This is a genomic window from Moorena sp. SIO4E2, assembly GCF_010671945.1.
Taxonomy (GTDB): Bacteria; Cyanobacteriota; Cyanobacteriia; order Cyanobacteriales; family Coleofasciculaceae; genus Moorena; species Moorena producens.
Genome location: NZ_JAAHIE010000209.1, coordinates 1 through 11,702 on the forward strand (window position 1 = coordinate 1; position 11,702 = coordinate 11,702).

The following is an 11,702-nucleotide window of genomic DNA, read 5'->3' on the forward strand; positions in this document are numbered from 1 at the left end:
ATCCAATATTGTTTCTATAGCAGATGGGACTTTCCCCATTAACGGACGAAGTGCCCGTCCCAACGCCAAACTATTTCTCAATGCTACCGCTGCTGGCACTTTAATCGGAATTGCTTCTCGACTTTCTTTAGTCTTTTTAGGTTTGGAAAAGGGTAGATAAACATCAGCACCAGGTTTTTTGGCTTTAGGTGGTGATTTTTTGGTATCTGGTTGGATATTTGGAGTTTGATTTCGGGGTTGCTGTGATTGGTCTTGGGATACCGTTGATGCTTGCGATGGCTGCTGTGGTTGCTGTGATTGGTCTTGGGATAGAGTTGATGGTTCTGACTCGTCTATTGACTCGTCTAGATGAACAGCCAACCAGAGAATCTCTGCTATTTCCCGAGCAGTTAAATCAAATCCTGCTTGTTGTAGAGTAGCGATCGCTTCTTCAAGCATATCTCTTATATAGCAATTCTTCTAATCATGACCTACAAATCTCTGGGTTTTAGGGAGCAGGGAGCAGGGAGCAGGCAAGAGACAAGAGTGAAAAAATCCTGTGTACCTCATAGCTATGATAAACACTATATACTACTGAGGTACTGGAGTAATCGGTCAATTAACCTTTCTTTTTTCTGGTCTTTGTCTTCTTCTTGAGAGTCAACCATGGGAGCATCCTCTGTATTAACTGTGTTAGTTAACAGATAAATGGTATTAAGCAATTGGTCTGTAGCCAATTCTCCTTTCTGCCGTCGCTTGAGAAACGTTTCAATAATTGGTTTGGCTTGTTCAATACTATCCTCTAAATGAGCTTTTACAATTGCTTCTAATTCCTTGGCAGTTGGTTCCCGTAAATCTAATCGTAAACAGCGCCGTAAAAAAGCTGGGGGAAATTCCCTCTCTCCGTTACTGGTAAGGACTACAAAGGGAAAGGCTTCACAGGTTACCTTTCCCCTGGGGATGGTTGTGGTTTGATTATCCCAGGTTTTGACAACAATGTCTGGAAACTGGTCACTGATTCGTGTTAATTCCGGGATTTCAAATTCTCCTTCTTCAAAAATAGTCAATAAATCATTGGGCAAATCAATATCGCTTTTATCCATTTCATCAATTAATAATACCCTCGGGTAAGTTGAGGGGAGTAACGCTGTTCCCAAGGGACCCAATTGAATATACTTACCAATTTCCCTTAAATTATCCTTGCCGCTTCCTTGAGCATCTTGTAATCTACCAATGGCATCATAACTATAAAGTCCTTGCTGTAAATGGGAGCGAGTGGTAATATTCCAGCGTAACACTTCTCCTAATTGTAACTCTTGAGCAACTGCATAGGCCAAAGATGTTTTTCCTGTGCCTGGCTTTCCCGTTACTAATAAAGGACGACGCAGATACAACGCTGCATTAACTAACTCTATTTCCTCTGGCCTAGTCTGATAGGTTGTACCCCGTTCTTTTTTGTCAAATTTCCGCCAGCTAGGAGGCTCAGGCAGGCGTTCAATGCCATTGTGAGGTTCTTCGGGAGTTCCGCGAAAAATTTTCCAAGATTTATTAGTCATAGGGTTGTATAGTCAATCTGGGGTGGTAGTAGATAGGGGTCTTCCCACAAAAGAGCAAGATGGTGTCCGATATGTTCTTGTCCATTGTCTTCATTAGGAGCTTTTAAACGTTGTTCTTGTACTTTTTCGGGAAGTTCATTTATTTTACACTTGAGTAATTGATTGAGTTGCTCTTGACAATTTATAGTTTTAAAATCATTCTTTCTCAGCCATAAAGCAACTGGGATTGCCGTCGTGTCAATTACTTTTAATATATTATCACATGGGGGGTTATATAATTTTAATGCTATCGCTTTTTTTTTCATTTTTTCTGGTTTTAAATAAGCATGCAACTTTTCCCAATTAAAATCAAATTTACTAACATCAACAAATTCTTGATGGCATTTATTTTCACTACTATATTTGATTATTTTCCATTTTGTGATGCAAGTTTTTCGGTAATAATCCTTAGGATATTTTCTGAAACGCTCAAAACGTTTCACAGATCGAATAACTACTTTATACTCCTTACATATAGGAAGTGTTAAACCAAAATAATTTGTAATATTAATTCTTTCAATTTCATAGTTTAATAGTTGATAAGGCAATGAAAATACAAGTATTGTATCATCGCAAAATTCCCGGTCATATTGACGTGACTGATTTAAAAAAGATTCTATTAACTTTGGTAACTCTTCAATAGAAAATAGATCTTGTTCAGATTCTCCATCAGCTAGTGTAGTCTCTAAAAATTTACAGCTTTGATGATTTTGCACGTAATCATAATTACTTAGGTCAGGAATAAACCAAGCTGAAACTTGATAATTAGGTTGACGTTGTTGGTGATATTGTTTACTGGATTCTAGCTTGACAAGCAGATAAGGTTGTGCATCTAAATTTGGTTGCTGATGATTTTGAGAGTCACTGCTAGTCTTAGGTAATAAATCAGAAGGGTTATTAGCATTGTTGTTTAACCATTGCTTGAGTTTCTCAGCAGTTTGCTCGGGAATATCTCCAGTTTTTAATAAATGAGCAACAAATTGTACAATAGGTTTTTCATTATCAGTTCCTTGAGTTCTATCATCCAATTTTTCTAAAAATTCATATAAATTTTCAGGGAGTTCATCTTCCCAATCATCCCAGAAGTTATCAGCACAACAAGCTTGATAAGCCTGTTGCATTTTGTTGATCAAGTTTTTTTCTAAAGGAAGCAATATATTGATTAAACTAGTTGTAATTTTAAATTTTTCCTTGATTGCCTTTAAATCAGGATTCTCTGGATTTTCTTTAAGTGCTCCATCAATTAATTTTGGCAACTTATTTTGAGCAACACAATAATTTAGTAATTCGTGAACGATTTGCTTTAAATTTCCACCGCTAGCAACCTTGTTCAGCTTTATATTTAATTTATAAAGCACCATCATTTCTAATTTCCCTTGATCAGGGAAAGCACTACACAGTGCTTCGTTTATCTTTTCGAGGAGATAGCCAGGGGGATTTCCAGCATTCATTGACGGTTACTTCAATCGTTTAAGGGATAGATTTTGCAAAAACTGATTACAACTCAATACAATAATAATGCAAAGCACTTTGTCCCGGACCCTGACTCCACCGTGAATCAGGTTTCCAAGCACCATTGGGTTCTTCCCGGCGGCGAGTGTAGACAGTAAGCTTTTTATCGTTAATTTTCAATAGATTATATTGCCAGGGATAAGCAGATCGTAGTTCAAAGTTCGGTGCGCCAAAGGTGCCAGCACAAATTCCGTCGAGTTTGCGTCCACCTCGGCTGAGGTCGTAATGTAAACGGTTGGTTTCGGCTTTATGGATATGTCCGTGGAGGAACAAGCGAAATCCAGCAACGGCCAGTTGTTCGATGAAGCCTTTGTCAATAATGCGATCGCTTCCGTCACTATTGAGGGGATGGTGCCAAACCGCTATTTTCAAGGGGCAGTTGCGGTAGTCTGGGTTACGGCGAATCTTGGTCAGGGCGTTGGCCAGAGCACCGGATTTGATGCTAGCACGGGTTTTGAAGTGATGATCCAGTTCCCAAGCGGAGTTTAGTCCTAGGATCAGCAAGTTTTGCTCTGGGAAATGGTCGATAATGGCTTGCTGGTCATAGTCGAGGGGATAGGGTTGACCTTTGATAGCTTGATAGAATTGGCTGAAGTGAGCAAACCGTTGTTGGTATTTGGCTTCATCTCGGACTCGAATTACATTTGGACTCTCTTCGATGTAGTGACCCTCTTTGGGTTTACCATCGTAGTCTTCGAGATCCAATAACTGATAACCCCGCTTTGCTAGTTCCCAATTGAGGTCATGGTTACCCGGAACTATAACAATTTTCTCTGGGTCTAGGGGGAAGTCTTTGCCGAGGTTGTCGAGAAACTGTTGTGCAGCCTCGTATTCTTCTGGAGTGGAATAATTCGCGATATCACCCGATAGGATCAGAGCATCGAGGTTAGGGATTTGAAGGTCTTGGGTGAGGTCTTGGGCGAGTTGGTTTGACCAAAGGGTAGCTTCATCACTGGTGGTGATATGGAGATCCGAGAGGTGGAGAATATGGGTGCTCCTGGCCGTCCCAGGGCTCGAATGCGCTTGGGGCGTAGCAGTAGCAAGATTAAACTCCTCGGCAAAGGCCGATAAAGCTGGGTTACCTGGATTCGATTCACGGGCACCTGCAATTAATTTATCAACCCATCCTTCTGCTCGGGCAGCTTTAATTAACTTAAAAACAATTTCTTCTAAGTCATCTCCCATCGCAATAGAATCTAGATTTTTGTTTAATTTATATTCAACTAATTCAGCAAGTTTTTGTTTTGATGGGAAAGCATCAAGTAAAGCATTCGTTAATTGTTGATATTTCTTTCCATTTAGTTTCATAGTTCAGTTTAATTCTTCAGCAATAAAAAAATAAAATATAGCGTTTATTATTATACCTAATCTCTACTCTGTACTCCCTACTCCCTACTCCCGACTCCCGACTCCCTACTCCCTACTCCCTACTCCCTACTCCCTACGGGTGCATCTCATTTTTCCTGTTTGACACAGTGGTGCGTTACGGGGCGGGCTGTCCAAACCCTTGCTACGAATCAGAAAATGAAGCCCCCCCTAACGCACCCTACGCAACTTTTTTACAAATATGAGATGCTCCCTGCTCCCGACTCCCGACTCCCGACTCCCTGCTCCCGACTCCCGACTCCCGACTCCCTACTCCCTATAGTCTATTCAAAAAATAGCTTTCAGGAAAATATTCACTAATCATCATCACCGATTGGCGATTAGAAAAGACGCAATAGGTACGAAAAAGTAAATTTGCTTCCGGTTCAATCTCAAAATAATCAGCTAATTCGTTAGCTGGCTTTTTGCCAGTATCCACAATTTCTTTAAAGGTCTCGAATCTCTGCTCTCGCCAGATTTTGCCGATGGGAGTTTTAGTTTTCAGTAAATCTTTTTGAAAGTAATCATCTAGGCGATCAATAACAATAATTGACTCAGCATAGATATAATTCTTGCGACTTATTTTACCCTGTAATAGTATTTTTCTATCAAGTACTGAACTTCCTTTATCTAATTCCATTGGGTCGATATCATAAGTTGTTGTTACCAATTCTTCCGACAACTTAACTAGACGAATCTGTTCAAACAGATAGGCTTCCAACATATCTGTTACTGTGCCATCTGTCGTTAACAGAATTCTTTGGAAAATACTCAGATTCGAGGGGTCTATATAACTTCGAGTTAGGGATTGCTGTAGATCATTTCTCATTTTTAATAGCAATTTTTATTGGGGTGAGGTGTTAATTATTGGGTTTTAGGGAATCGGGAATCGGGAATCGGGAATCGGGAATCGGGAATCGGGAGTCGGGAGCGGTGCGACCCGTGGCGAATTTAATTCTTAATGCGGAAAGCGCACCGAGGGAGTGGGAAAAAATTATCCAAGCTCTTTCCTACTTTTCCCTGTTCCCTTCGCGTAGCGTGGCCCACGGCCTCAGTCCCTGCTTCCTTGATAGAAACGCTATATATAGCGTTTATTGCATGTATCAGGTACACTTATCAACCTCAAAGTCCCCCTTTTTAAGGGGGATTTAGGGGGATCCCTTTGTACCTCATGGGAAAGATAATTGCTATATATATCCAGCGCCACCTTTAGCTCTTTCCAGTTTTACAAATACTTCCGCAATATCAACTCCAACTTCTCCTTAGTTGCTTCTGGAGCCTGATCTAAGGGAGTGAAAATAGCATGCTTCAAGGCGGAATGGGCTTTAGAAACCGGTGGATTATCAACTAACCGGCGCACTGTTTCTTGAATCACCTTCTGAGCATTAATCGCATTGCGCTGTAGATTATCAAGTATCATATTCACGGTGACATGGTCATGATCCTCATGCCAGCAATCATAATCGGTGACGAGGGCTAGGGTAGCATAGGCAATTTCGGCTTCCCGTGCTAACTTGGCCTCTGGCAAGTTGGTCATGCCAATTACTTTTGCGCCCCAACTGCGGTAGAGATTAGATTCGGCCATGGTGGAAAATGCTGGCCCCTCCATGCACAGATAAGTGCCACCGTTATGTACGGTAACCTCTGGTAACTCCAAACTTGCGATCGCATCCACTAAAATTCCCGCCAGTTGGTTGCACACCGGGTGTCCAAACCCAATATGAGCCACAATCCCGTCCCCGAAAAAGGTGGAAACCCGATTCTTCGTGCGGTCAATAAACTGATCCGGTACCAGCATATCTAACGGTTTGACCTCTTCCTGGAGAGAACCCACTGCTGAGGCAGAGATGATATACTCCACGCCTAACTGCTTCATGGCATAGATATTGGCTCGGAAGGGTAACTCTGAAGGCATCAGATGATGATTGCGACCATGACGAGCTAGGAAAGCTACAGTAGTTCCTTCTAAGGTTCCCAGCATCACGGCATCGGACGGAGGACCAAAGGGGGTGTCAATCGGTACCTCCTGCACATCCTTGAGAGCAGCCATTTTGTAAAGTCCGCTACCGCCAATAATCCCAATTTGTGCTTTTACCATGGTGTTTGTTCTTACTCTGCCTCAGTCCAACGTTTAGTCATTCTACCTTAAATTGTATTAATTTTTGTTAAGGGGTAAGCATTCAGCCGTCAGCCGTCAGCCGTCAGCCACAAGCCTTGGCCATTCGCGTAGCGTGGCCAAAGGCCAAGGCCACGCTACGCGAATGGCTGATAGCACCATCTGTAGTGCACCATCTGTAGTGCATTAGCTGATAGCTGATAGCTGTTCGCGTAGCGTGCGCGTAGCGCTAATCGCTGTTCGCTAATAGCTGATAGCTGATAGCTGTTCGCGTAGCGTGCGCGTAGCGCTTAGGCTGATAGCTGATAGCTGTTCGCGTAGCGTGCGCGTAGCGCTTAGGCTGATAGCTGAATGCTTACGTTAAGGGATTTTAAAATACAGAGTGATGTTCCGATCCAATAGTTTTGCCTTATGTCTGACCAACCTCTTGGGAAACCCCGTCCTCTGGTAAAAGTGATGCTGCTATCCGTAGCCACATTAACGCTGTATTACGGTTGGTACAAGTGGATCATTCAGGAAGAGTTGCGAGACTATAACAATTCTGGTTGGTCCGGTAACCTGTGTTTACTACCGTTCCTTTTAGGTGTCGCCGTTCCACAAGCCTTATGGATATTAGATCCCGATGTGCCTGGGTGGTTTGGTTGGTTTTCCCTGGTCGGTATCGTTTGGATTTACATTGTGCAGTTCAGGCTTTACCGCACAGTTAACCAACTGTATCGACAAGAAGGACTCACAGAACCTCTGGTAGTGTGGTGGATTTTCATACCTGGTTTGAATTTAATTGTGGGATTAAAGCAAATTCATGTACTGAGCCAATTTTGGACAATGAAACAAGAAACTATACCGGACGGGGCTATTTTGAATTGAAGTAAAAAGCAGACTTGTTGAACTTTGGAATAGGGAATAGGGAACAGCGGATCTGGGAACAGGGGGAAGAATGTCTGTGTTGACAACAACGATAGACAGACATCAGCCATGTTGGTAATCGTTTACTACTCGATTCAACATTTCTGAGCAAATATTCCCGACTCCCGACTCCCGACTCCCGACTCCCGACTCCCGACTCCCGACTCCCGACGATTCAAACTAAAATCTTAAACCAAATCCACCTTGAACAGAGGCAGCCACGCCGCCACCCTCCCGATAGGCATCAAAAGCAATAATCGCATTACCAAACAAAACCGTTTGGCTATTAGGAATCATAAAATCAATACCAGGTTGTATAGCAAAACTTGTCTTATCTCCTACTGGTGAGGGAGAGTGACCGCTAGCAAATACAGCCCCTGCTCCCACGTAAGCATCGGTTTGCCAGTTAAGGGGGAAATCGTAGGAAATTGTTGGCACAATAGCAGTGCCAGCACCAATCAGGGCTTGTGTCCGGAAGGAAATGGGGATTTCTAGGAATTTGTAGCGAAACGCAATTAATCCACCAATTTGCTGACCTTCTCCATCATCATCCTTTGTAATACCAAACGTAGGACCGATTCCCACATAACTTCCGTAGGCAGCTTGAGCAAATGCTGGTTGCGACTTAATCATTAAACTAGCCAGACTCACCAGCACTAGCGTTCCTAGTGTGGACAATAAACCAATAGCATTACCCATTTCCTCAACTCCTCAATACCTAATTCTAATGATGGCTGCTTTCTCGCTTATCTTAGCTTAATTGCTGCGGTGAAACTAATATAGCAAAGGCAACAGGGAATAGGGAACAGGGAACAGAGGTAATAAAATTGAATATACCTCATAGCTATGAAAAACGCTATACAAACCTAATATACAGGTTGATGTTTGTTTTTTTTACTGTTGATAGTTAACTTGACATCAAACGCAATCAATTAAGCAATAACTATGGTGGTTAAGCGGGTTTTAAACTGAAGTCAACTCGAAGATAGTGAATCGACTCAGTAACTTTTGAATTTATGCGATCGCGTAGCGGATCTTACCGAGCATCGCGTAGCGGATCTTACCGAGCATCGCTAATTTTTTCTCTTGTTAAAAACTTTAGCCTACTTGATTTTTTCCCACTTGTTTATTACCACTTGTTTCTTCCTTGTTGGGTGCATCTCCTAAAAGCTTTTTGACCCGGTGGGTGGAACGGGCATCTTGCCCGTTACTGATAGCTGATAGCTGATAGCTTACCCCGACTCCCGATTCCCTACTCCCGATTCCCTACTCCCTACTCCCTACTCCCTACTCCCTACTCCCTACTCCCGATTCCCGATTCCCGACTCCCGATTCCCGTTCCCCTCCTGGGAGGGGTTAGGGGTGGGTTCCGATTCCCTGTTCCCTGTTCCCTACTCTAAAAGAGTGTCACAAACATCGAGGATGAAGTCCACCATAGGTACAAATATATCGAAGTTGCTGCTCATCTAAATTTTTAACATTAGCAAAATCAACCCCCTTGATCCGGGCTAAATTCGATTTAGGTGGAGGCAAAGTAATAAATTGATTAGCCTTAGTCTGTTTAGCCATAGCAAAGGTAACTCCCTTAAAATCTGCTCCAGCTAAATTAGCCCCTCGCAAATCCGCAGCACTGAGATTAGCGTAACGTAGCTTAGCATTGTACAGCTTAGCATTGCGTAAATTAGCCCCTACCAATTGGGTTGAATTGAAATCAACATTTTTGAGATTAGCATTACTCAAATTTGCCCTAGAAAGATTCGCTCCTTGCCAGCTTGATTGACTTAAATCAGCAGAAGAGAAATCACTCCTCACAGCACTAACTTTGCCCAAACGAGCACCATGGAGACTAGAGAGACTGAATTTTGCTTCCCCCAAATTGGCTCCTGTCAGGCTAGCATTTTCTAAGATAGCTCTACGGAAATCAGCATTAATCAACTGGGCACTGCTGAGATTGGCACCGATCAGGCTGCTGTTATAAAATCTAGCTCGGTTCAGGGTTGCCCCGATTAAATTGGTGCGATTCATCAAGACATTATCGAGAATAGCACCAGTGAGGTTAACTGCCCTCAGATCAGCTCCGCTGAAGTCGCTGACCCAATCATCAAAAGTGCCAAAATGTTGATCCTCACCAGGGCCATAGAAGCGACTACCCTGCAAATTAGCACCGGACAAATTAGCGTAGCGGAAATTAATGCCCGACAAATTCAGGTTGTCCAGAATTGGATTAAAATAGCCATAACCCTGATTAACCTTACTGAGGTTAATATAGCTCAGGTTAGCATTATGCACTTGACCGTCGTAGATAGTCAGAATTTTCGAGATAGCTTGCTTAGTTGCTCGGTGCCGCACCGCTAGCACTCCCCCAACCCCTGGTTTACCTTCCCTGGTTAGGGTTTTCTGGTCGTTTGCCAAAGATTGATTCAATATTCGTAGATGGGGAAGGGGTTGAACACCTTTACTGACCAAAGTTTGTTGGAGGGTATCAATCAAGCTAGGGGTATTTTCCTGACCCAGCAAATCCACCAGAAACGGTACAGCACGATGGTCGTCTATCCTACCTAGAGCCAGAATTGATCCCAAACGTTTTTCTTGAGCAGTGCTATCAGTAGAGCTTAATTGTTTCACTAAGGTCAGAAAGACCTCATTTTTCTGCTGATTGAACGCTCGCCAATTGGCCTGACTTTGAATATAGATTTGGGTTCCCACAAACGTGCCCAGTACAGAACCCATCCCGCCAAAGGTAACAATTAGCAGAGTAAGACCGGGATGTCGGCGCATCCACAACCAAAGATTGGGGGAGTGCTGTTGCGATAATGAGATCAGGGTAATGGGATTAACTGTTGCGCTACGGTAACCCGAGGTAGCTTCCTGGTGATTAGACCATTGCCCATCAGTTTCCTCCTCTAGCTCAACCTCTTCATACTCGGGTGTTGGGGAGGATTCAAAACTTGACCAGTACGGTAAGAGCAACCGAGAGGAATCCGAGACATAAGTTCCGGCTATGTAGTCGTGGAGGCTGCGATGTTGAGGATTTAATACAGAACAAAAACTCTCTGCCAATAGCATCAATCCTGCCAATCCCAACAAAATCACCAAGTCAGGAAACGCTCCAGTGTAGCGCCAGAGTAAATAAGCACTTCCCAGTGGTAATCCCCAGCGTCCCACTGCCTCACGCCACACCGCACCGATCAAACCAGGGGGTTTTCCCGAAGCGGTAACCACTCGCACTCCAAACCAACCTTTGGGAGTAGTTTGACCAGTTTTTCCCAGCAGATAAAGTTGCCATAGGGTTACTCCTACTGGCATCACTAACGAAGCACACCAAAAAAAATTGGTCAGGGGAGTGACTCGCTTGGTTAGTTGTAGGCGGGGGTAAGCTAGAGTTTTTGCGATCGCATTCTGGGTTGCCCCCAACACTGGGTTAAGGGGAACTGGTTCTGCCTTCGAGTATTTTTCTGCATACAAACCAATCCCGTAAGGGAGCAATGCACTAGTAGTTACCAGCGATACTTCCAAAAGCGCTGCCACGCAACGCCTAGTCACCAGTGGCAGAACCAAGTTCAGTCGCAGCGGAAAATACCAGCTACCTTCTCGGTTGTGACCTGTTTTTAGAGTGGGGCTAGCCATATTTAATGCTCAGGCTGCGATTTTTGGCTTTTTAATGACTGTGAACACTGATTTCAAGGATCAGTAAGCAAATAAGGGCGAGATTATCGCAGATTTTGCTTCATACCATTTTTTGGGGCAAACACCTGATGACTATATATAAGTACGTCCAGACTCAACCGGTTGAATACCGGCGAGAGCACTGATCCGCTATGAAATCAGCCTCATTATTATATAGCAGTTTTCAATTGGGTGAGGTACCCCGCCCTTGGGGTTAATGGGACTAGAGTAAGCATATGCGCTACGCGCAAGCTACTTGAGGTGCCGTCAGCCGTCAGCCGTCAGCCGTCAGCCTTTGACTGATAACTGATAGCTGATAGCTGATAACTGATAGCTTATAGCTGATAGCTTATAGCTGATAACTGATAGCTGATAGCTGATAGCTGATAGCTGATAGCTGATAACTGATAGCTGATAGCTTACCCGAAACAAATTTAATTCTAGATAGTCAAGTAATCTAGGACAAGTGTATTAGTAATAGATCACAAGACTTTAGGGGATGACAATGACTAAACTATTCCCACAGTGGATGATTGTTCCGATCACCATAGCTGTAAGCTTAA

Annotated in this window: 12 protein-coding genes and 1 pseudogene; 4 read left to right on the forward strand and 9 right to left on the reverse strand. The window is 43.3% G+C overall.

The annotated features are described in order from the left end of the window. The 4 genes and pseudogenes from F6K37_RS20500 to F6K37_RS20515 form a co-directional block, all read right to left on the reverse strand. Positions 1-438: pseudogene (locus tag F6K37_RS20500) on the reverse strand (hypothetical protein); the annotation flags it as partial. 125 nt (positions 439-563) lie between these two features. Next, positions 564-1,535, reverse strand: coding sequence for an AAA family ATPase (locus F6K37_RS20505; RefSeq protein WP_287251770.1), 972 nt, complete (start codon positions 1,533-1,535; stop codon positions 564-566). After that, positions 1,532-3,025 (reverse strand): VMAP-C domain-containing protein, encoded by a 1,494-nt coding sequence (locus tag F6K37_RS20510; protein ID WP_287251771.1) that lies wholly within the window; start codon positions 3,023-3,025, stop codon positions 1,532-1,534. The genes F6K37_RS20505 and F6K37_RS20510 overlap by 4 nt, the downstream gene beginning before the upstream one ends. A 46-nt stretch (positions 3,026-3,071) precedes the next feature. Then, positions 3,072-4,394 carry an effector-associated domain EAD1-containing protein gene (locus F6K37_RS20515; RefSeq protein WP_287251772.1) on the reverse strand — a complete coding sequence of 441 codons (1,323 nt, stop codon included), beginning with the start codon at positions 4,392-4,394 and terminating at the stop codon, positions 3,072-3,074. A 216-nt stretch (positions 4,395-4,610) separates the two neighbouring features. Here F6K37_RS20515 and F6K37_RS20520 point away from each other — a divergent pair, with 216 nt between their 5' ends. Next, positions 4,611-4,772 carry a hypothetical protein gene (locus F6K37_RS20520; protein WP_287251773.1) on the forward strand — a complete coding sequence of 54 codons (162 nt, stop codon included), beginning with the start codon at positions 4,611-4,613 and terminating at the stop codon, positions 4,770-4,772. On the opposite strand, the gene F6K37_RS20525 is transcribed toward F6K37_RS20520, so the two are convergent. Continuing rightward, on the reverse strand, positions 4,729-5,280 hold the full coding sequence (locus tag F6K37_RS20525; protein ID WP_287251774.1) for a chorismate--pyruvate lyase family protein: 552 nt from the start codon (positions 5,278-5,280) through the stop codon (positions 4,729-4,731). The genes F6K37_RS20520 and F6K37_RS20525 overlap by 44 nt on opposite strands. Before the next feature lie 38 nt (positions 5,281-5,318). Here F6K37_RS20525 and F6K37_RS20530 point away from each other — a divergent pair, with 38 nt between their 5' ends. After that, on the forward strand, positions 5,319-5,603 hold the full coding sequence (locus F6K37_RS20530; RefSeq protein ID WP_287251775.1) for a hypothetical protein: 285 nt from the start codon (positions 5,319-5,321) through the stop codon (positions 5,601-5,603). A 73-nt stretch (positions 5,604-5,676) separates the two neighbouring features. Here the strand turns inward: F6K37_RS20530 and F6K37_RS20535 are convergent, their stop codons facing one another. Then, positions 5,677-6,549 carry an S-methyl-5'-thioadenosine phosphorylase gene (locus tag F6K37_RS20535; RefSeq protein ID WP_287251776.1) on the reverse strand — a complete coding sequence of 291 codons (873 nt, stop codon included), beginning with the start codon at positions 6,547-6,549 and terminating at the stop codon, positions 5,677-5,679. Between the two features lie 64 nt (positions 6,550-6,613). Between F6K37_RS20535 and F6K37_RS20540 the strand changes: the two genes are divergently transcribed. Both F6K37_RS20540 and F6K37_RS20545 read left to right on the forward strand, forming a co-directional pair. Continuing rightward, entirely contained in the window at positions 6,614-6,757 is a 144-nt protein-coding gene (locus F6K37_RS20540; protein ID WP_154659880.1) for a hypothetical protein, read from the forward strand. Between the two features lie 221 nt (positions 6,758-6,978). Further along, the gene (locus F6K37_RS20545; protein WP_009149151.1) at positions 6,979-7,434 is read left to right on the forward strand and encodes a hypothetical protein; all 456 of its coding nucleotides are present in this window, start codon (positions 6,979-6,981) and stop codon (positions 7,432-7,434) included. A 219-nt stretch (positions 7,435-7,653) separates the two neighbouring features. On the opposite strand, the gene F6K37_RS20550 is transcribed toward F6K37_RS20545, so the two are convergent. The 3 genes from F6K37_RS20550 to F6K37_RS20560 all read right to left on the reverse strand — a co-directional run bounded on the left by F6K37_RS20550 (position 7,654) and on the right by F6K37_RS20560 (position 11,571). Continuing rightward, positions 7,654-8,172: a hypothetical protein gene (locus tag F6K37_RS20550; protein WP_009149152.1), complete on the reverse strand. Its 519-nt coding sequence runs from the start codon at positions 8,170-8,172 to the stop codon at positions 7,654-7,656. Between the two features lie 708 nt (positions 8,173-8,880). Further along, complete coding sequence (locus F6K37_RS20555) at positions 8,881-11,100, reverse strand: pentapeptide repeat-containing protein (RefSeq protein ID WP_287251779.1); 2,220 nt, start codon at positions 11,098-11,100, stop codon at positions 8,881-8,883. A 327-nt stretch (positions 11,101-11,427) separates the two neighbouring features. Next, complete coding sequence (locus F6K37_RS20560; protein ID WP_287251780.1) at positions 11,428-11,571, reverse strand: hypothetical protein; 144 nt, start codon at positions 11,569-11,571, stop codon at positions 11,428-11,430. Positions 11,572-11,702: the final 131 nt, after the last annotated feature.